The sequence below is a fragment of the Syntrophomonas erecta subsp. sporosyntropha genome (assembly GCF_055395365.1).
In genome coordinates, this window is the sequence record NZ_AP042459.1 from 1481936 (window position 1) to 1503356 (window position 21421).

A 21421-nucleotide genomic window follows, 5' to 3' on the forward strand; every position below is an offset into this window, starting at 1 on the left:
GAGGCACGGTTTTGAGTACTTTATATCAGTCTTTTTTATAAAAATCTGTTTCATATCCGTCTGCCCGCAGTAAAAGGCCTTTTGCCCAGGGCGGGGTTTGGCCCATTTGATTGCATACAGCCTCAGTTGACATACGGTGATCAGCTTCGATAACAATCTCATCGTGGACGTGCATCACGATGGCGCAGTCTCGAAGATTCTGCATGGCATAGCAGAGGATATCCCGGCTTATGGCCTGGACGATGTTTTCCACAAACTTTGGGCCATAGCTATCAATCCGCTCCCATTTCTTTGTGCCGCCGACACCTTCGTAGGTGATGCAGTCTGATCTAAATCGGTTTTCTCCAATACGCGGTTTCACATATGAAAGACGCCTGCCGGATGGAAGAATGATAAAGAGCATTCCGCTCTGATAGGAAAAGCGGATGCCATGTGTCGCTGTGGAGGAACGCTCCTTGACTGCTGTCATAGCGGCACGGTCGATATCCCACCAAAGTCGTACGATATTGGGGTTCGACGATCTCCAGGCGGAAACAAGTGGTTGGAGTTCTTCCTCTTCAAGCCCCATCTCAATTGCGCCCATAGCTTTGAGAGCGCCGACTGATCCGCCGTATCCGAGAGCGAGTTCGGCGATTTTACCTTTTTGCCGCAGGTGGCCGTTGATACCGTTTTTTTCTACAGGAACATGGAACATCTGGGAAGCGGAAGCACAGTAGATATCACCACCGGATTCAAAGACTTCCTGCCGCCATCTTTCGCCCGCAAGCCAGGCGATGACTCTTGCTTCAATTGCCGAGAAGTCAGCCACGATGAATTTACAGCCGCTTTTCGGGATAAAGGATGTACGGATGAGTTCTGACAACACATTTGGTACGGATTCGTAGAGTATTTCCAAAGCCGCGAGGTTACCAGAACGCACAAGGTTTCGAGCCTGTTCCAGGTCGGGCATGTGGTTCTGGGGCAAATTTTGCAATTGTATTAATCTGCCAGCCCATCTGCCGGTTCGATTAGCGCCGTAAAATTGGAACATCCCACGGGCGCGCCCGTCAGTGCAAACGGCGTTTTCCATAGCCGTGTATTTCTTAACTGATGACTTTGCCAGTGACTGTCTGAGTTCCAGCACCTTACCGAGCGGTTCTGATGCTGTTTTCAGCAGCTCCGCCACGGCCTTCTTGCCGAGGGTATCGGTTTCAAGACCGTGGTTGGAAAGCCACTGCTTCATCTGAACCACAGAATTTGGATTCTCGACTTTGGTCAGTTCCCGTATCATACGGGTCAGCTCGGAGCGTGAACTTTTATCCATATCAATGGCTTGACGCACAAGAGCCATATCCAGCGCTACACCACGGTCGTTGATCTCCTGGTCGAGGTGATATTCCTCCCAAACTTCCTCCGGCACGGGGAATTTTGCCAGCTTCTTTTGTATGGATATCTCGGATTCCACATCACGACGGTTATAGGCTATGAATGACGACCACTTATCCGGGGCATCGGTTGGCAGATTACGAGTGCGACCACCGTTTGCGGCGGTAGATTTGCATGGTTGGCAAAAGTAGCGGATAAGGTCCTTGCCTTCCGTCAGCTTCTGCTTTTCCAAGCCCAGAACGGCACCGGCTCCCTCCAGGGAAAGGGGTAGCCCCATGTATGCCGACCACACCATCGTGCAGAGCCATGAATTTGGATCAAGATACTGACCCGTGGACATACCCAGCCACTTTGACAAGCAGATGCGTTCAAACTGAGCGTTGAAAGCCCACTTTGTCACGTTATCGTCCATAAGCGCATCGACCACTTCGGGTGGAATTGTTTCGCCGCGCGTGAGGTCAACCACCCGAACCTCGCCGCCATCAACAGAATAGCCGAAGAGCAGAATTGCAAAGTCCGGTGATTCCGTATAACGGTAGACCCCGCTTTTGGCGAGGTCTACAGTGCTGTACGTTTCTATGTCGATACTGAGCGCCCTCATGAGAGGAAATCCTCATCGATCTCGGTGGCGAAATCGTCCTCAGCTCTGGACTTGCCGCCAAGAGGTTCACCATCCCGGATTTTCTGTAGATTGTTCAGTCCGCAGGCAATACCTTTGTTACCGTTGCTATTAAAAGCATAGAAGTTGATACTAGCTCTGCCGTAAACTCCGCTGTAAACCTCAGAACGTTCGAGGATGGGCTGGAGGTTGGCGTCTACGATACCGGGCGCGGTTGCAGAGTTAGCGTTAATAAAGTAGGCGTTGGCATAGGCGGGATCATCCGGCCGTTCGGTATCGCCGTCACGCAGTGGTGTCTTGATAGCGGAAAGGGGCGGCACAGTTTTGCCGTTGCCTTTCAGTTTAGCCTCACCCTCACGGTAGGCTGCTTCAATTGCAGCTTTAATTTTTGCTATGGTGCGAGTGTCGGACTTGGGGATGATGAGCGATACAGAGAACTTCGGAGTGCCTCCGTTAATGGACTTAGCCTCCCAGACGTTGGCATAAGACCAGCGGGTGTCGGGTCCGGTGATAACCTTCATAGGATTGCTATTGACTCTGTTTGAATTATTTGGCATGAGATTTTCCTCCTTAAAATTCACTAAAATCTTGTTGCGCAGTGTTGATTGCCGGGCGTTTGTCGCTTTCCGGCACAAGCGTTGGTTTGCCTTGAGGTTTTTCAATGTAGCCACCGAGAACTTCTTCAAAACGTTTTTGGCCGAGTAGAGAAGTCATGGCGGTGATACCCAGGACTTTGCGTTCGTAGGGGTCAAATCCAGCCGCGCTGACTGCATCAGCCACCGCAGCCTCGTCAGTGTATCTGCGGTTGGAGCGGCCTTCGACCAGCTTCCACCCGTTCCACTGCTTACCTCCGAGGGCAGTCTGCAGGGCGTAGTTCTTGATGTCGTTGGCCCATGAAATTAGACTGTCGATTTTCCCAAGGATATCTTCAACCTCATCGTCCTCCAGCAGAGGAGGAAGCTTGAAGTCATATCGGGCGAGTTCCAGGTTGCGTTCGGCTCTGGCACGGCACTCGTGCTTCACTTTGCAGAACTGGCACCATTCGCCACAGTTGAATTCTCCGTCCCCGGCGTAAGCGAGTTCGGCAGTTGGCTTTAAAATTTCCTCAGCCCATTGGTACAAGGATTCCTTGAATACCGTGTAGGTGGACACGTTATCGCGCCTGGGTTGGTAGATGGTCATGGAAACCGTATCGATGTCGTAGATACCATCAAAAATCTCCAAAGCTCCCAGTGCATACAGCTTCATTTGCGGGTTATCCTCTACTTCTACCAGTACTCCTTGTCCGTGTTTATAATCCACGATGTGGAGTGTACCGTCCGCGATAACTAAACAGTCGCCGGTACCGAAGCCGCCCTCAACGTATTTGGAAAAGTCGAGCCGCTGTTCGATAAGAACAACCGGGTCGGCACAGCTTTGTTTGGCCATTTCAACCAGTTCGAGGATATAGGCGGCATAGCCGTTGGTGCAGTCCTCCATTTCCGCGTTGTAGAAGGAAAGGTCAGCGGTGGGGTCTTTGGCACGGATACCGAGTGCGACCTTCAGCTTGTACTCGCAGAGCATATGGGCGGACGTTCCTTCAGCGGCATATTCGCTGCTCTTGTCCTCATAACTTTCGCAGAGTCTTGCGGAAGGCGGGCAGCCACCTGTGAGAGGAGGAAGCGGAAAGGAGAGCGTGCTTACCCATTTCCCAGCACCTCGGCTTCCGCGAGCAGTGCCGGATATTCTGAAGGGTCGATTTCCGACAACTTATTAGCACCATGCTTTTCGAGCAGTTCCCGAACCTTAGCGGTGTGACCGGCGCGGCTCTTTTCTGCAAGAACGGCTCTGACTGCCTCAAGGGTGATGGGCTTTTCATCCGGCGCAGGGACTTCCGCTTTCGGCTGATCCGCAGTATGGGCATCACCGTCACTGCTAAACAAGTCAGCAAGCGACTCCGATATGCTGATAAGGGCTTCACCGCAGCGCTTCAGTTCCTTTACAGCAAGGGATAGTTCACTCATCTTGCTCATCCGAGTTTCCTCCTTCCGCCCTTTTTCTGTCCTGCCGTGAAAGCATCGTTAGCTTCCGGGCAAGGCGTTTTGACACCACGCTGATTGCGGTGAGGACATCCGCCAATTCCTCATCCATCTCACGGTCGCGGATTTCGGTGTCTGTTTGTTGTGCTTGTTTTTCCATTTTTGAACCTCCGTTCCGAGGGATGCTTTTCTTCCCTCACCATCCACAGGACAGAAGAAGGAGGGTTGAGTACTTCTTTTAGGAAATTTCTTTTTTGCGCTGCATCTGATATCCCCAGGACGCCAGAGGGCGTGATTGTATGATCAGATAAAGTCTTTGAGACGCTCCCGCAGCTGGGCGAACATTTTTATCTTCCTTTTATTAATGGCTTTCTGAGACAGGCCGATATCGCTGGCAATTTCCCGTTCTGATTTGCCGATGCTGAAGAGTTCAATAATTCTGCGGTTATCCGGATCGAGTTCTTCCAGGGCTATGTACAGTTCTTCCAGGAGCAGCTTGTCCGCTACGAGTTCGGCGATGTCAACGGTGTCGGCGACATCGAAACCCCCTTCGGTAAACTTGTCCAGCGAGAGGACACTGCCTGTCCGCTGTTTTTCGCATTTGCTGCAGTCCCTGTTGCAGCGGTTGCCGTTTTCATCACGGCAGCGTTTTTCGCGATCTTTGCGTTTGTGTTCAGCCCATGCCGGACGTTTATACGCCCGGTAGACTTCTTCTGTTACGGGGATTTGCTGTCCAGCGATTTCGATGTAACGCTGATTGTCCATGATTGTCCTTTCCGCCCGATGAGCGGTTAGGCGGAAAGGACACATAAAAAGCCAGTGCTTCGATGTACACCGGCCACAATTACCTAAAATGGGCATAACAAGGCACGGTGGGTACATCTGAAACTCCCCGCACGGCTTTTGCCATGCTTGGAACTTCCTATGTATCCCGCCGCCCTAATGCGCATCTCAGGCTTTGAGAGTTTGTTCAGCAATATGGGTTCAACCTTGCGCTCAATGTATTTGCGAAGGCAAACAGTATGTTGACATTTGCAAAAATGTGCAATACAATATTTGTAATTTGTGATATCGCTATACCGTAATCACCCTCGCGCTGCATTCTTGTGCACGTAAGATCACCCTGCTGACGATATAATTGTATTTAACTCGCCATTTTCAACACGGAACGCAACGGACTGGTTCGGACTGATTCGGACTATTGGCGGAGAAAGGAGAAATGCTTGTGAAGCCAGACGAATACTTCAGAATGATGTATCCTTATATTGGACAGGCAAAGATGCCATCGGAATTCATTGATGACCTTCTTTGTAGCTTTGTTGTGGATGACGCAGACTTCGCCGGTAGTCCGTTTATTGAAAAAACAGCCGACTATAAAAATCGCATATATAATGGCTCGAAGCCGTTTCCAATAGCGATAGCTGCACATCTCCTTGACGCTAGTGACCCTATGCGTTTTTCCGTTTATATAAATGACAACCTCTCCGACGACCTAGTAGAAAATCTAGAAAATGAATTAGAAGAGCTTGGCATTGATATACAAGGTGTTGATGTCGCCGATAAATGCGCCAAGCTCTTTGTTTCAATTCTGACTGAAACAGCAAGACGCACAAAAAGAAAAGGCGCCCCGGCCAAAACTGCTTCACATAAGAAGCAGGAACTGATAGGAGTGCCAATAGCGACTGTATATGTAAAAGACGGAAAAATTTCAATTAACGGTCAGATGTTTAGCCTGCATGAAAAAATAACGCCGCCTGAAAATATTGCTCAGGAGGAAATGCCATACATTAAGGCGCTATTTGCTGCTTACGCACAAGCTACTGGTATGGCAACTGTAACGAAAAATGATTTACCTACACTTAATGTTAGATATCGCCGTAATTTTTCGGATCAACGTGAAAACTACTATAATGCTGTTCGGGTAGAACGCTCAGTGCGTGAGATATTTAATGATGGCGAAGTGGAATTCGGCAAGATAAAAGAAGATACTTACGATGGTATTGTTGATGTATGTTGGAATGATTTTGATGACGGTTTTAAACGCTTATTGGCTGTTTTAAATCAGGTGTCTCAAATAACGTTAACAAAATCTTTTCTCACGCAAATAAAAGACCTTATAAACAACAGCGAAAAGAAAGGCATTTGCCATATGCTGGTGAATGACGGCAGAATCCAGTGGGTGCTTGAGAATGACTGAACTATTTAACACCCCGTTTGAAACTTCGCTCCGTGTTCTTCTGACGCTTCGCGTCTTTGGGGAAGATATGACGCTAGATAAAATCGCTGCAGCTGACTTCATTACGATTTATGCCCGTGATTTTGGAATTGCAGCCTATAACCTAAACGGCAACAACGGCTTTAGCTTTAGCGAGGCAACTTCAAAGAGAACTCTTGTCGGCAAGGCACTTAAGCAGCTTGTCCTTAATAGACTCGTCACGGCGACGCAAAACCGAAGCGGCTTTACATACGAAATAACAGCACAAGGAGCACAGGTATGCGACGAACTGACTTCCGATTATACTGAAGAGTATATTGCCTTATCCCAAACGGTTTACAAGTATCTTCATGGCAAATCAGAAATTGTAATCCTCTCGGAAATAAATAAAAAAGCGATTTGCGGGAAGGAGGAATGATCATGGCAGACTTCTATATTGAAAAGTTGGTAGTTAAAGGCGCTGGGAAAAAGGATGCTGTTGCGGAATTTGACAAAATGCTGACGATTATTTCGGGTCCTTCTAACACAGGGAAAACCACCATCATCCGTTGCATAGATTATATCTTCGGCAGTGATAATCTTCCGTTTGCGGGTACTACGGATTATGATACTATTATTCTCTTTGTCACCACAGAGAATGGCTCGATTCAATTTACGCGCAAGCTAGAATCAAACAAAATCGATGTGGTCAGTTCTGACGATAGAATTGAAAGTGGTACTTATAAAGCCAGAAACGCGACGAAAACCATGGAATCTATCAGCAAGGTTTGGCTTGCTTTGATTGGTATTGAAGATGACCATGACATAATTGCCAACGAAAATTTCAGACCTCAACATCTGACATGGCGTACCTTCCTACCCGTTATCCTAATAAAAGAACGTCAGATAGAACGAGAGAGTTCCATCCTTATGCCAGAAGGCGGTGCAAAAAGCATACAGGGGCGCACAGCTTTTCTCTCATCTCTATTATTTTTGATATACGGCAACGACTTTTCCAATTTTGATGAACGCGAAAGCAAAAAAGAACGAGCTATACGTAAAGCAGCAGTCGAAAAATATATTAATAAAGAGCTTTCCGGAGTTGCAGACCGAAAACAAAGTATCCTTGATATGATTAGTGCATTTGACGGGTTGGACGTCCAAAAAGAAATTGACAGTGCAGTTCAGGTATTATCGGATATCGAAGAAAAAATATCAGCCGCGATGTCAAACAGCCAATCCATACTCAATAGCATGATAGCGAAGAAAGAGCGCCTGACAGAATGCCAAATGCTTATATCACGCTACGCTGCACTAAAAACGCAGTACAGCGCAGACATAAAACGGCTTTCGTTTATCGTTGACGGTGAAACCGTTATGCAGCATGTGTCGCATGATGCTCATGATGCTACCTGCCCGTTTTGTAACGGGAAAATTCCGATGCAGAATACGAAATCCTATGTGGAGGCTGCCCGCTCCGAGCTTTCAAGGATAATTGCTCAATATAACGACCTTGATGGTACAGAAAAAGATATCGAACAACAAATACAGGAATTACAAACAGAGATTGCACTGCTGACAGAACAGAAAAGCAGTATTGAAGAGTTGATAGCCAAAGATCTACAGCCACAAGCTAGAGCTCTTACTGAGACTATTGATGCTTATCGCATGTATATACAGTTAAACTATGAGCTCGAGGTAATACACCGCCTCGCTGATGGATGGCATAACGACCTGCGCGATATGCAGAACGAAGATGCATCCGAAATCAAGTATAAGCCAATGGAGAAGTTTGATGACCGATTCTGGGAAGGAATGGATGCTGCACTTATTGAAATATTGACAGAGTGCAAGTACACGCCTCTTGTCTCAGTGCGATTCTCAAAGAGCTCTTTCGACTTAGAAATCAACGGACAACCAAAAGCGCTAACACAGGGTAAAGGTTACTGCTCAATTTTAAATACAATTGTGGTAATGGCATTCCGCAAATTTATGTTGGAAAATGCTGTTTACAACCCCGGACTATGCATTGTCGATACCCCGCTACATGGAATTGATGAGGGAACAAAGAATGAAACATCGGAAAGTGTACAAACCGCTTTGTTTCAGTACTTCATCAATAGCCGAGAAATGGGACAGCTGATAATCGTGGAAAACGAACGGACGCTGCCTAAACTTAATTATGATAAAAGCGGCGTAAGACAAATCATCTTTACGGGCGTCGCCGGTGAAGAAAAGTGTGGTTTTTTGCATGATTGCAAATTTGATATACCACAATCCCCAAAAGAGTAATATGAGGTGGTACCGTGCATTTTAGTTACAATAACTTATGGAAGTTATTAATCGATAAAAAGATGAACAAGCAGGATTTGCGAAAAATAACAGGTATTAGTTCTGCTTCAATTGCCAAACTTGGCAAAGGTGAGAATGTAAATACCGAAGTGCTCCTGCGTATATGTAAAGCGTTAGATTGTGATATATCCGATATCATGGAATTTGTTCCTGGTGAGGATAATCGGGAGAACGGGACTACGATAACTAAGTAAAGGAGGAGTCAGCCTATGGCTCGACTTGAAGATATAACCGTTGGGGCAAGCGTTGTCGGCATCTCGGGAGGCACGCCGGTAAGTGTCGTTGCGGTCAAGTGGTACGGAAACGCTGTCTTGGAGGTAACGTTCAAGGACTCTCGTGGGCAGCTTGCCAGCCAACTGTTATACAGGGAAGATGAGGAGCGGCTTGATGTCAAATCTGACAGCCTGCCGTGGTCTTTTGATGCAGACGCTAACCTTTTAAGGCTTGTCTCGGAAGCCTATCGAATCAACCTTGCCCATATATTTGACCCGTATCTTGCAGTGCATACATCTGCCATCGAGCCACTGCCGCATCAGATTTCAGCGGTTTATCAAGAGATGCTGCCGCGGTTGCCACTTCGCTACATTTTGGCAGACGACCCTGGTGCAGGTAAAACTATTATGACAGGGCTGTTCCTTAAAGAACTGCTCGTCCGTGGCGATCTGAAACGTTGTATGATAGTTTCGCCTGGCAACCTTGCAGAGCAATGGCAGGACGAGTTATACCGCAAGTTTAACCTGCGTTTTGAGATTCTTACCAACGACCGCATCGAGTCTGCGGTCACGGGCAATGTGTTCACCGAGGCGAACCTTTGCATCGTCCGTTTGGACAAACTCTCTCGTAACGAAGATATAAAGGAAAAACTGCGTGTTACTGACTGGGACTTGATTGTCGTCGATGAGGCACATAAAATGTCAGCTACAGTTTGGGGTGGCGAAATTAAGTATACAAAAAGATTTCAACTTGGGAGGCTGCTCTCGTCCATCACAAGACACTTCCTACTCTTGACAGCGACGCCGCACAATGGTAAGGAGGAAGACTTCCAACTCTTCATGTCGCTTATCGACCAAGACCGCTTTGAAGGAGTGGCGCGAAGCGGTAATCAAGCAGTGGACGTGTCTGACGTGATGCGCCGTTTAGTAAAAGAAGATTTACTGAAGTTTGACGGCACACCTCTCTTCCCAGAACGTCGTGCCTATACGGTTAACTACGATCTATCACCTTTGGAGGCAAAACTTTATACCGCTGTTACAGACTATGTGCAGGAGGAATTCAACCGCGCAGATCAGCTTAACAGTGACCGCAAGACCACAGTCGGTTTTGCTCTCACAATATTGCAGCGCCGTCTTGCTTCCTCCCCGGAAGCGATATACCAATCCCTAAAACGCCGCCGCGAGCGTTTGGAAAGCCGCCTCGCAGAGGAACGGCTCGGCAAACGCGCGGCTGACTATACAGTGCCCGCTTGTGACGATTATGACGATGATGATATGCCATCTGCAGAGTTGGAGGACACAGAGGAAAAGGTCGTAGATCAGGCTTCTGCCGCCCAGACCATCTCTGAACTGGAAGCGGAAATCGCTACGTTAAAAAAATTGGAGCGTATGGCAAATGACGTCCGACAAAGCGGAGAAGACCGAAAATGGGACGAACTCTCCAAATTGCTACAGGACAATGATAATATGTTTGGTCGTGACGGGATGCGCGAAAAACTGATTATATTTACAGAACATCGCGATACTCTACGCTACTTGACTGATAAAATTCGCTCCTTGCTTGGTAGCGAAGAAGCTGTGGTAACCATCCATGGCGGTATGCTCCGAGACGAGCGTCGTAAGGTAGAGGAATTGTTTAAGCAAGATAAGGAAGTGCGTATACTCATCGCCACCGATGCTGCTGGTGAGGGTATCAACTTACAGCGTGCTCATCTAATGGTTAACTATGATCTCCCATGGAACCCTAACCGCATTGAACAGCGTTTCGGTCGTATACACAGAATTGGACAAACAGAAGTCTGCCATCTGTGGAACTTGGTGAGTCGTGAAACTCGTGAGGGTATGGTCTTTCAGCGGCTATTTGAGAAACTGGAGCAGGAGCGGGAGGCTCTCAAAGGCAAGGTGTTTGATGTTCTCGGCAAAGTTACATTTGAAAATAAACCTCTGCGCGACTTGCTTATAGAAGCTATTCGTTATGGCAACGATCCTGCTGTGCGTGACCGCCTAAATCAAGTGGTTGACAATAGTCTAAATCGTGATGAACTACAACGACTGCTCGACGAAAATGCTCTAACCGAGGACACGATGGATGTACATCGAGTAATGGCTATTCGTGAGGATATGGAGCGGATGGAAGCTCACAAACTTCAACCGCATTTCATTGAATCTTTCTTTATAGAAGCGTTCCAGAGTGTAGGAGGAAAGATCCGTACTCGCGAAAAAGGACGCTATGAGATTACCTCGGTGCCGTTTGCCGTCCGTAATCGCGATATGCAAATTGGTTTTGGTGAACCGGTGCTTTCACGCTATGAGCGTGTTTGCTTCGATAAACCTTACTGTAATATACAGGGGCAAGTCCCCGCTGCACTGATTGCGCCGGGTCATCCGCTTTTGGAAGCAACTATAGACCTTGTGAGAGAGCGCAATATGGACGTGCTGAAGCGCGGGGCAGTGTTTGTGGATGATAACGACTTCAGCACAGATGCAAGGCTACTTTTTTACATAGAGGACTCCGTACAGGACGGTGTGCTACTACCGAGCGGAAGCAAGCGTGTTATCTCCAAGCACATTCACTTTGTTGAAATCAAGGAGGATGGTACTGCTGTTAACGCCGGATATGCCCCTTACCTTGACTACCGCGCTGCCAAGGATGACGAAGCTGCAGCAGTCCGCCCATTTCTTAATAGCCAGAGTTGGCTCTCAACAAACGTGGAAGATATCGCTGTCGGTTATGCCATTAGCGAAATTATCCCTGCCCACGTCAAGGAAGTGCGAGAGCGTAAAATTAAACTTATTGACAAGACCATTAAAGCGGTCAAGGAACGCTTGACTGCTGAGATTCAATATTGGGATTATCGTGCCGCAGATTTAAAAACAAAAGAATCAGCAGGCAAAACTAATGCAAAACTGAATTCCCAAATGGCATCCCGACGTGCTGAGGAGCTGGAAGCTCGTATGCAAAAACGTCTTGCTGAACTGGAAACCGAAAAGCTAATATCCGCGATGCCACCCGTGGTAGTCGGCGGAGCAATAGTCATACCATGTGGTCTTTTAAACAAGCTGCTTGGACGACCTGACACTTTTGTCGCCGACGCGTCGGCTCGCCGTGAAATAGAGCTTACCGCCATGAAAACCGTTATGGAGATTGAAACGTCTTTTGGATATATCCCCCGTGATGTAAGCGCAGCGAAAGTCGGCTATGATGTGGAATCCACTATACCGCTAAACCTGCGGGAACCGAACGGTGCAACATTACGTTTCATCGAAGTCAAAGGCAGAGCAGCAGGCGCGGACACCGTGACTGTCAGCAAAAACGAAATTCTCACGGCATTTAACAAGCCGGACGAATACATCTTGGCGATTGTGGAAGTGGATGGCACAAACACAAAGACCCACTACCTGCAACGCCCGTTCCGTGAACGCCCGGATTTTGCGGCAACAAGTGTGAACTATGATATTAAAGAACTGATAGACGGCGCAACTGTCGTCTTGCGGAGGTAAGGCAATGGAATATAGAAAGAAACTTATAGAAGTGGCATTGCCACTTGAAGCGATAAATGCAGCATCAAGTCGTGAAAAATCCATACGGCATGGACATCCGTCCACCTTGCATTTGTGGTGGGCAAGGCGTCCCCTTGCTGCTGCAAGGGCGGTTATCTGGTCTTCTTTAGTTGATGACCCGTCCAGTCGCCCAGAAGAATTCCCCACGGAGGAAGCACAAAATAAAGAACGTCAACGTTTATTTGGAATACTCGAAAGGTTGGTAAAGTGGGAAAACTCAAATAACGAGGAAGTTCTCGCCGAAGCAAAAGCTGAAATTATGAAATCCACAAACGGCAACCCGCCCGCACTACTTGATCCTTTTGCGGGCGGTGGTGCGATTCCACTGGAGGCACAGCGGCTTGGTCTGGAGGCCCATGCCAGTGATTTAAACCCCGTCGCCGTTATGATTAATAAGGCGATGATTGAGATACCGCCCAAGTTTTCCGGGCAACCGCCTGTCAATCCTGAATCGCGTCGCCAGCTTGGTGGTGAGTGGAAAGGTGCGCAGGGCCTTGCCGAGGACGTGCGCTACTACGGCGAGTGGATGAAGCAAAAAGCGTGGGAGCGCATTGGACATCTATATCCGAAAATTGATGGCAAAACAGTTATAGCTTGGCTGTGGACACATACAGTTAAATGTCCAAATCCTGCGTGCGGTTGCGAGATGCCTTTGGCGAGTAGTTTTGTTTTATCTACCAAAGGTAAGGGTATGTATGTCCAACCCATTATTGAAGGAAAAACCATACGATATGAGGTTAAGGAAGGAAAAAATGCACCAGAACCAGCAAAAACTGCGCGTGGTGCAAAGTTTAAGTGTATTTGCTGTGGTGAAGCGACCACTTCCGAGTACATCCGTGCCGAAGGTATGGCAAATCGTATTGGTTCAAGACTTATGGGGATAGTAGCCGAAAATAAGCGTGGTCAGGTCTATTACTCGCCGATTGAAGATCATGAAAAAGTGGCTGATGTGGAAAAACCAGACGAATATCCGACAGGATTGCTCTCAAATGATAGGCGCGCTCTTTGGGTACCGTTATATGGTTATGATACTTTTGATAAGCTGTTTACAAATCGACAATTAACAGCATTATCTACTCTGAGTGCGTTAGTGAGCGAAGCGCGCCGCCAGGTGATTAAAGATGGTGGAAGTGAAGCATATGCAAATGCAATAGCTGTATATTTGGCTTTCGCCGTTGACCGCCAGGCAAACTATTCTTCAATGGTGAATACTTGGGCAGGCTTTATAACTCAAACTTTTGGTAGGCAAGGAATCCCCATGGTGTGGGATTTTGCTGAGACTAATGTGTTTTCAAATTCTTCTGGAAACTGGACTGGGGCAATAGGCTGGATTGTTCGTTGTTTTGACATTTACCCTTCATCAGGAATAGGCGAAGCAATGCAGCACGATGCGCAAACCGATAATGGTCTGCGCAATATTATGATCTCAACAGACCCGCCTTACTATGACAATATAGGGTATGCCGACCTGTCTGATTTCTTTTATGTGTGGTTGAGACAGTCTCTTAAAGGAATCTATCCTGACCTGTTCAAAACAATGCTCGTGCCGAAGGCAGAAGAACTGGTTGCTGTACCGTATAGGTTTGGTGGTAGTTTCGATAAAGCTAAGACATTTTTTGAGGATGGAATGTTCAAGACGTTTTGTCAAATCCATAAATATGCATGTGAAAGCATTCCATTAACGGTTTACTATGCTTTCAAACAAAGCGAGACAGAGGATGAAAGTACGTCATCAAGTGGATGGGAAACAATGCTTTCAGCCATAATCCGTGCGGGCTTTCTTATCACAGGAACGTGGCCAATACACACGGAACGCGAGACTGGCCTGAAAAATTCAGTGAATGCCCTTGCATCATCCATTGTCCTCGTCTGCCGCAAGCGTCCTGAGGGCGCGCCGATTTGCACCCGCCGCGACTTTATCAACACGCTGAAGCGGGAGCTCAAGCCCGCATTGCAAAAACTACAGGCGAGCAACATTGCGCCGGTGGACTTGGCACAGAGCGCCATAGGACCCGGCATGGGCGTGTATTCCCGCTTTTCCAAAGTGCTGGAAGCGGACGGAACGCCGATGAGCGTCCGCTCGGCGTTGCAAATTATCAATCAGGAACTTGATCTTTATTTTACTGAGCAGGACAGCGAACTTGACCGTGATAGCCGCTTCTGCGTTGATTTATACACACAATACGCATTCAACGATGTGAAGTTTGGCGAGGCGGACGTACTGGCGCGGGCAAAGAATACCTCAGTGGAGAAACTCGCTGCACGCAGCCTCCTCTATGCACAAAAAGGCGTGGTGCGCTTGCTCACGCGGGAGGAAATTCCCGAAAAAATCGAACACAGAGAGTTCATCATATGGCTTTTGACCCAGCAACTTACCCGTGCCTTGGAAAAGGACGGCGTGCTTGGCGTGGCGAAGATAGTTTCCGGCATCTTTACCTCCGAGCCGGAACAGGCAAAGGCTCTGGCATATCGCCTGTTCCAAATAGCAGAGCGCAAAGGCTGGGCTCAGGAAGCCTATGCCTATAACTCACTCGTCATAGCATGGCCGGAAGTTCAGAGCAAGGCGGCGGAGTTGCAGGCGCAGATGCGTAATGCAACACAAATGACACTATTTGATACCGGTAATGATTAGAGGGGGGTATTAATCATGGCTAATAATCATACGCAAGTTTCGCAGGGTTTTCGAATTTTACTTGGGGCACTAGCACCTTACATAGCTCGCGAGCTGGGGACAGAGTATGGCGATGGCTGGTGGAAAACAGCTGTTATAGATACGCTTTATGATGACCAAAAACGCGATTTGCCTCTTTCAGGTGAATGGGCTAAGTTGGTAGATTCTCTTGATATTGCCAGATGTCTCCTCCTGTTTGATTTGCATTGGCAGAGAGTTTTCCGTAAGAAATTATCCATTGACCACAGAACATGGGCAAAAGAACTGGTCGGTGTAAGAAACAAACTTGCGCACCTTGGCGGCGAGGATTTTACTGCTGATGACACATGGCGTGCTTTGGATACCATGTCACGGCTGTGTGAGCAAATAGACCCTGAAGGCGCGGAGGAGATTCGTGTGCTTTTGCGTACCTCCCGTTACGGTTCTGCTAACGGCTCTACTACTGTGACTGAAGGTGTGATTGCTCCTAACACTGCAGTTAAAGTAAAAAAAGACGGTATACTGAAAGATACACCTATCAGTGGTCTTCCCAGCTGGCGCGACGTTATAGAACCGCACCCCGATGTAGCGCAGGGGCGTTATAAGAATGCTGAGTTTGCCGCCGACCTCGCACAAGTTGCCCGTGGCGAGGGTGCGTATGAGTACCGCGACCCAGTAGAGTTCTTTGCCCGTACATATGTAACAGAAGGCATGACAGGGCTTTTGGAACAGGCGCTTCGTCGCGTCTGCGGTAAGGATGGGGAGCCCGTGATTCAACTTAAAACGGCGTTCGGTGGCGGCAAGACTCACAGTATGCTTGCGCTCTACCATATGATGCGTGGCAGAGTCTCTATTGATAAAATTCCAAATGTAAAGCCAGTATTAGAGCGAGCGGGTGTTAATACTCTGCCGAAAGCAAACGTAGCGGTTCTTGTAGGAACAGCGCTTGACCCTACTAAGAGTAAGCGTCCAAGCTATATGCCCGGCATTACAATCAATACATTATGGGGTGAGATGGCTGCACAGCTTGCGGAATCAGCAGGGAATCCTGCTTTATATGACCTTGTAAAAGAATCTGACAAGAAGGGTGTTTCCCCTGGCTCGGAGACATTAAAGAACCTCTTTGATGCCGCCGCTCCCTGCCTTGTACTTATGGATGAGTTGGTCGCCTACGCCAAAAAAATCTATGGCGCAAGCGGCCTGCCTGCGGGGACGTTTGACAACTTCATCTCCTTTATTCAGGAAGTAACTGAGGCAGCCAGGGCGAGCAAGAATAGCCTTGTGGTCGCATCCATCCCCGAATCGGATATAGAAATCGGTGGCGAAGCGGGTAAGACCGCTCTTGAAACCATCGAGCATACCTTCGGGCGTATGGAGTCCATCTGGAAACCAGTTGCAGCAAACGAGGGCTTTGAGGTCGTGCGTCGCCGCCTGTTTCTTGACTGCAAAAACCCGGACGCGCGCGATGCCGTCTGCGCAACATTCTCCGCAATGTATAACGAGAATGAAACCGACTTTCCGATCGAAGCACGAGAGCTGGAATATAAGGAGCGGATGCTGTCTTGCTATCCCATCCATCCGGAAGTCTTTGACCGCTTGTATAAGGACTGGTCTACCCTTGAACGTTTCCAGCGCACGCGTGGTGTTCTACGCCTGATGGCAGGGGTTGTGCACGAACTTTGGATGGGTAATGACGCTAGTTTGATGATTATGCCCGGCTCTATCCCGCTCGATGTGCCAAGTGTGCGTGATGAACTCACTCGTCATCTCTCAGATAATTGGAACGGCATTGTTGACAAAGAAGTAGACGGTAAGGATTCAATTCCTTATAAGACCGATAAGAACGCAAGATACGGCAGGCATCTCGCAGCTAGACGTGTAGCTAGAACCATTATGCTTGGTTCCGCCCCGACAAGTCGTGAACAGGCTACTCGTGGCGTCGAAAGTTCTCGTATTCGTCTTGGCGTAGTCCAACCCGGTGAAAACATCGCTGTTTTCAATGATGCTTTGAACACACTCCGCAATTCACTTTCGTTCTTATATACTAATCCGTCGGGCGACCGATTCTGGTATGACAGTCGTCCCACGTTGAGAAAAACAGCGGATGACCGCGCCACGCAGGTGTCATCTTCTGATGTGGAATACGAAATTGAGACGAGACTCCGCTCCCTGCGTAAAGAAGCGCCATTCGCTGGCGTCCATATTTGCCCTGCGTCCTCACTTGACGTGCCGGACGAGCAGACCGCCCGTCTTGTTATCTTACGTCCGTCTGACGAATACAAAGCGACGAACCAGAACAATGCAGCAATGACAGCGGTAACAGACATTTTGAACAACCGTGGTAATACACCGCGTATTTATCGCAATATGCTGGCGTTTATTGCGCCCGACCAAGATCTGATGACAAATCTCAAACAAGCGGTACGACTCTACATAGCGTGGAAGTCGATCAAGGATGACAGCGAGGACTTGAACCTCGACGCAGCGCAAAATCGTGAAACTCAGAATAACCTTCTCCGTGCAAACGAAACGGTGGATGCACGGATCAAAGAAGCTTACTGCTGGCTCCTAGTACCATATATTGACAAGAATGCGGATATGAAGACTATTGTTTGGGACGCTATCACAATTAGGGGCGGAAACGAGAGCATTATCCAGAAAGCTACCAAAAAAATGCGCCAAAATGAAGCCATCATCGAGCATTGGGCTCCAGCTCTCCTTCGAATGGAACTAGACAATATCCTCTGGCGTGAATCCGACAACATCGCCATCAAGAAACTATGGGAGTACCTTTGTACTTACTGTTACCTCCCGCGATTGGCGAGTGAAAATGTCCTCATCGATGCTATCCAGACCGGTGTGAATTCCACGGAGTATTTTGCTGTCGCATCTGGCTTCGACGGTACAAGATACATTGACCTGAAATTTAACCAGTACGTTGGATTCATTGAAAAATCGGGCTATCTGGTGAAGGTTGATGTCGCTCAAAAGCAGTTTGCCGAGGAAGCGGCAAAACGTCAAGCGGAAGAAGATGCGGCAGCACGTCTTGGCGGAAGTTCGACCGCTCCCACAAATGCAAGCGGTGATGGCGGATATGTATACACGCCATCAAACGAAGGCAGCACAATTCGTGAAGATAATACTCCTTCCGTACCCACGCCGAAAAATAGAAGGTTCTTTATGTCAGCAGACCTTGACACCACTCGCATCAATCGAGATGTTCAAAAGTACGTCGAGGAAATCATCCAACATTTGACTTCGGTCGATGGTGCAAAGGTCACGGTATCACTTGAAGTTCAAGCAGAGTCTGATGAAGGATTCACCCAACAAACTGTGCGGACTATATCCGAGAACTGCCGCACACTGCGGGTACGAGATTCAGGATTTGAGGAATAAAGCAACTGCTTTACAGGAGGACAGTTCAATGGAATTTAAGAAAGAGTCCATAGGCAATAATTACTTAGCTTATTTTCCCGTAGTTGAAGTATTTCCAAGTGCAGACGAAGTAGTTTGCACTTGGAAACAAAACGCCTTTAATTATGTTGGTGAAACAGAATCGACGAAAGGGTTTCGAGCCGCTCAATTAGGTGCTGTTTTTGCAGTTAAATCCCATTGGACTATTTCTGAAAAACCTGCAACCGTGGTTATGCCGACTGGGACAGGGAAAACAGAAACTATGTTTGCAATAATTGTATCTGAATGCCGAAAACGCACATTTATCATTGTCCCCAGCAATTTACTTCGCCAACAAACCGTAGAGAGATGCTTAAAGTTAGAAAAGTTGCGTGAGTTTAACGCTATAAGTGATAAATGCCTTAACCCAATGATCGCTTGTCTTAATTCATCTCCGACGAACAAAGATGAGTTAAAAAGCATTGTTGAGAGAAGTAATATTATTATTTCGACAGCTTCACTTATAAGCGGTTTTACTGACGAATATTTTGATATCTTGTCTGAACTTTGCGATACTTTGATTGTCGATGAGGCACATCATACTCCTGCGAAATCGTGGCGTAGAATAAAGAGGAAGTTTGCCGATAAACTTTGCATCCAGTTCACCGCTACACCCTTTCGTGATGATGGGCAAAAAATTGATGGCAAGATTATATATAACTTTCCATTATCAATTGCTCAAAAGCAGGGTTATTTTAAGCCGATTAACTTTTACCCGATTCTAGAGTTTGATTACGAAAAAAAAGATTTAGCCATTGCTAATAAAGCTGTAGAAATTCTCGAAACTGATATGTCAAATAACTACCCCCACCTGCTCTTAGTTCGCGCTTCAACGAAAAAGCGTGCCAAAGAACTATATGATCTTTACAGCTATTATTTTGCAAAACATAATCCTGTTCTTATCATCAGTGGCCAAAAAGGGAATAAGCAATCGATTGCCGATGCAAAAAACGGAAAGTCAAGAATCATTATTTGCGTAGATATGTTCGGTGAAGGCATAGATATTCCTCAATTAAAAATTTGCGCAATTCATGATAAGTATAAATCAATTCCAATAACTATTCAGTTTATCGGGCGTTTTGCACGCTCGCAAGGCAACCTTGGCAATGCTTCAGTTGTAGCTAATATTGCAGATGACGATATCGAAGATGCCCTACAGGAATTGTATTCACAAGATGCTGATTGGAGTGAGCTTCTAAAGAAAATTTCTGAAGACAAAATAAGCAAAGAAGAGCGCTTGCAAGAATTGGTGAGAGATTTCACAGGAAAAGAAGAAATCCCTATTGCACAAATACGTCCCAAAATTAGTATGTTTATGTATTATACTGACGACGATACCTGGAATTGGGAAAATTGGGATACAGTTTTTAATCCTGAACATAGTCATTGCTGCATCAACCAAAAGGCCAAAATACTTATTGTTACAGAGCGCAGTATTAGCTCTGTCGATTGGACAACTAGTAAAGATATTGTCGATCTTACTTGGCAGTTACACATTCTATACTGGAATGAAAAGAAGAAGGTTTTTTTCATCAACACTACCGACAAGGGACTTGCTGACCGGTTTGCCTCAGCGATATTTTCAACTAAGAAACGAAAAGCAGATGAAGAATTATTCAGATGCTTATCAGGGGTCAACCGATTAAAACTTGCAACTGTCGGTCTGAAGCCCAAGAACGGAGGGCATATCAGGTATCAAATGTATGCCGGTATCGATGTAGAAACTGGACTAACTGAAGCACAAAAGGCAAATGTGCGCAAGTCGAATCTATTTGGTGTAGGGTATGAAGACGGAAAAGATATCAGCATCGGTTGTTCATATAAAGGTACAGTATGGGCAAAGTGGGTTGAGACATTAGATTACTGGATCGAATGGTGTAATAAGGTAGCTGATAAAATTCTCGATAGTAATATTAGTGTGGAGGAAATACTAAAAGGTGTATTAATCCAAACCGTTATCACAAATCGACCTAACGCGGTACCGTATGGAATTGACTTCCCAATTGAATTATATTTAAGTAACTCGTATTACTTAAAAACGAGGGTGAAGGAAGATTGCCTGTTAAACTTCGATATTACATTAACGGTAGAAAATGAATCGTCACCACTTACTTTTTTGGTTTCAAATGGTCAAATGAGTGAGGAATTCACTCTCGAAGTATCGGATAAGTATAGTGATGGTTTTGTGGTTTTACACAAGAGCGGGGACTTAATAATGTTAAAAGACAAGAAGAAGGAATTGTATTTATCAGAGTATTTCTGCGAAAACCCGCCTGAAATACGTTTTTGTGACCAGTCTTCGCTTGATGGTAATCTGTTAACGCGAGCGAAAGTTCATCAAACACAATTCAATAATGAAAACATAATAGCACTTAAATGGGATGGTGTTGACATAAAGAAGGAATCACAGTGGCAGAAAGGCGCGGATGCTAAAGCAAATGATAGCATCCAATATAAAGTGATTTCTATGCTGAAATTAAAGAATGAATATACCATTATATTTGATGATGATGGCAAGGGTGAAATCGCCGATGTTGTTGCTATAATTGAAGATCCAACAGCCATCAAGTTTGAGCTTTACCATTGTAAGTTTTCTGGCGGGGACGAAGCAGGTTTTCGGATTAAAGATTTGTATGAGGTTTGCGGACAAGCTGAAAAATGCGTGAGCTGGTATCCTCGCATAAATAAACTTATAGACAGGTTAATTGAAAGAGAAAGAAGACGACTGTCAAAACCGCAAGGCACACGCTTTGAAGTTGGTGATGGGAAGATTCTCCAATCACTCAAAAAGAAACTTAAATTCTTCAGATCTGAATTTAGTGTTTATATTGTACAACCAGGCGTCGATAGTAAAAAAATAACACAGCCTATGCACGATGTGTTGTGTAGTGCTTCATCATATCTTAAAGAGACATATGCTATAGAGCTACGGCTAATTTGCTCTTAACCATAAAAACAAAAGCCCATCGGAGATATATAACAATTTCGCTTTTGTTC

The 21421-nt window shown here is 46.6% G+C and carries 13 protein-coding genes and 1 pseudogene; 8 read left to right on the forward strand and 6 right to left on the reverse strand.

Annotated features, from left to right (window positions below; translation table 11 throughout):
- Window positions 1–25: 25 nt before the first annotated feature.
- The 6 genes and pseudogenes from ACZ5Q0_RS07270 to ACZ5Q0_RS07295 form a co-directional block, all read right to left on the reverse strand.
- Window positions 26–1966 carry a DNA polymerase gene (locus ACZ5Q0_RS07270; RefSeq protein WP_447182347.1) on the reverse strand — a complete coding sequence of 647 codons (1941 nt, stop codon included), beginning with the start codon at window positions 1964–1966 and terminating at the stop codon, window positions 26–28.
- Window positions 1963–2541, reverse strand: coding sequence for a DUF2815 family protein (locus tag ACZ5Q0_RS07275; RefSeq protein WP_447182348.1), 579 nt, complete (start codon window positions 2539–2541; stop codon window positions 1963–1965). Before ACZ5Q0_RS07275 ends, ACZ5Q0_RS07270 begins: the two co-directional genes overlap by 4 nt.
- 13 nt (window positions 2542–2554) lie before the next feature.
- A pseudogene (locus ACZ5Q0_RS07280) lies at window positions 2555–3671 on the reverse strand (DUF2800 domain-containing protein).
- The gene (locus tag ACZ5Q0_RS07285) at window positions 3664–3996 is read right to left on the reverse strand and encodes a DNA ligase (protein WP_447182349.1); all 333 of its coding nucleotides are present in this window, start codon (window positions 3994–3996) and stop codon (window positions 3664–3666) included. The pseudogene ACZ5Q0_RS07280 and the gene ACZ5Q0_RS07285 overlap by 8 nt, the downstream one beginning before the upstream one ends.
- Window positions 3980–4162 carry a hypothetical protein gene (locus ACZ5Q0_RS07290; protein ID WP_061212656.1) on the reverse strand — a complete coding sequence of 61 codons (183 nt, stop codon included), beginning with the start codon at window positions 4160–4162 and terminating at the stop codon, window positions 3980–3982. Before ACZ5Q0_RS07290 ends, ACZ5Q0_RS07285 begins: the two co-directional genes overlap by 17 nt.
- A gap of 143 nt (window positions 4163–4305) precedes the next feature.
- Window positions 4306–4767 carry an RNA polymerase sigma factor gene (locus ACZ5Q0_RS07295; RefSeq protein WP_447182350.1) on the reverse strand — a complete coding sequence of 154 codons (462 nt, stop codon included), beginning with the start codon at window positions 4765–4767 and terminating at the stop codon, window positions 4306–4308.
- Between the two features lie 460 nt (window positions 4768–5227).
- Between ACZ5Q0_RS07295 and ACZ5Q0_RS07300 the strand changes: the two genes are divergently transcribed.
- From ACZ5Q0_RS07300 to ACZ5Q0_RS07335, 8 genes are read left to right on the forward strand one after another with little or no spacing between them, the layout of a single operon-like run.
- Window positions 5228–6199, forward strand: a complete 972-nt coding sequence (locus ACZ5Q0_RS07300) for an ABC-three component system protein (RefSeq protein WP_447182351.1) — start codon at window positions 5228–5230, stop codon at window positions 6197–6199.
- Entirely contained in the window at window positions 6192–6635 is a 444-nt protein-coding gene (locus ACZ5Q0_RS07305; RefSeq protein ID WP_447182352.1) for an ABC-three component system middle component 2, read from the forward strand. The genes ACZ5Q0_RS07300 and ACZ5Q0_RS07305 overlap by 8 nt, the downstream gene beginning before the upstream one ends.
- 2 nt (window positions 6636–6637) lie before the next feature.
- Window positions 6638–8488, forward strand: coding sequence for an AAA family ATPase (locus ACZ5Q0_RS07310; RefSeq protein WP_447182353.1), 1851 nt, complete (start codon window positions 6638–6640; stop codon window positions 8486–8488).
- A gap of 14 nt (window positions 8489–8502) precedes the next feature.
- Window positions 8503–8742, forward strand: a complete 240-nt coding sequence (locus ACZ5Q0_RS07315) for a helix-turn-helix domain-containing protein (RefSeq protein ID WP_447182354.1) — start codon at window positions 8503–8505, stop codon at window positions 8740–8742.
- A gap of 15 nt (window positions 8743–8757) precedes the next feature.
- Complete coding sequence (locus tag ACZ5Q0_RS07320; protein ID WP_447182355.1) at window positions 8758–12261, forward strand: helicase-related protein; 3504 nt, start codon at window positions 8758–8760, stop codon at window positions 12259–12261.
- A 4-nt stretch (window positions 12262–12265) separates the two neighbouring features.
- Window positions 12266–14953, forward strand: a complete 2688-nt coding sequence (locus ACZ5Q0_RS07325) for a DUF1156 domain-containing protein (RefSeq protein ID WP_447182356.1) — start codon at window positions 12266–12268, stop codon at window positions 14951–14953.
- Between the two features lie 15 nt (window positions 14954–14968).
- Window positions 14969–18367, forward strand: a complete 3399-nt coding sequence (locus ACZ5Q0_RS07330) for a DUF499 domain-containing protein (RefSeq protein ID WP_447182357.1) — start codon at window positions 14969–14971, stop codon at window positions 18365–18367.
- Between the two features lie 28 nt (window positions 18368–18395).
- Window positions 18396–21371 carry a DEAD/DEAH box helicase gene (locus tag ACZ5Q0_RS07335; RefSeq protein WP_447182358.1) on the forward strand — a complete coding sequence of 992 codons (2976 nt, stop codon included), beginning with the start codon at window positions 18396–18398 and terminating at the stop codon, window positions 21369–21371.
- Window positions 21372–21421 lie beyond the last annotated feature (50 nt).

Bases quoted from the DNA above. Each gene is read 5' to 3' on its own strand.
- ACZ5Q0_RS07325 (WP_447182356.1), top strand. From the start codon at position 12,266: ATGGAATATAGAAAGAAACTTATAGAAGTGGCATTGCCACTTGAAGCG.
- ACZ5Q0_RS07335 (WP_447182358.1), top strand. From the start codon at position 18,396: ATGGAATTTAAGAAAGAGTCCATAGGCAATAATTACTTAGCTTATTTT.
- ACZ5Q0_RS07290 (WP_061212656.1), bottom strand. From the start codon at position 4,162: ATGGAAAAACAAGCACAACAAACAGACACCGAAATCCGCGACCGTGAG.
- ACZ5Q0_RS07285 (WP_447182349.1), bottom strand. From the start codon at position 3,996: ATGAGCAAGATGAGTGAACTATCCCTTGCTGTAAAGGAACTGAAGCGC.
- ACZ5Q0_RS07330 (WP_447182357.1), top strand. From the start codon at position 14,969: ATGGCTAATAATCATACGCAAGTTTCGCAGGGTTTTCGAATTTTACTT.
- ACZ5Q0_RS07320 (WP_447182355.1), top strand. From the start codon at position 8,758: ATGGCTCGACTTGAAGATATAACCGTTGGGGCAAGCGTTGTCGGCATC.
- ACZ5Q0_RS07270 (WP_447182347.1), bottom strand. From the start codon at position 1,966: ATGAGGGCGCTCAGTATCGACATAGAAACGTACAGCACTGTAGACCTC.
- ACZ5Q0_RS07275 (WP_447182348.1), bottom strand. From the start codon at position 2,541: ATGCCAAATAATTCAAACAGAGTCAATAGCAATCCTATGAAGGTTATC.
- ACZ5Q0_RS07295 (WP_447182350.1), bottom strand. From the start codon at position 4,767: ATGGACAATCAGCGTTACATCGAAATCGCTGGACAGCAAATCCCCGTA.
- ACZ5Q0_RS07305 (WP_447182352.1), top strand. From the start codon at position 6,192: ATGACTGAACTATTTAACACCCCGTTTGAAACTTCGCTCCGTGTTCTT.
- ACZ5Q0_RS07310 (WP_447182353.1), top strand. From the start codon at position 6,638: ATGGCAGACTTCTATATTGAAAAGTTGGTAGTTAAAGGCGCTGGGAAA.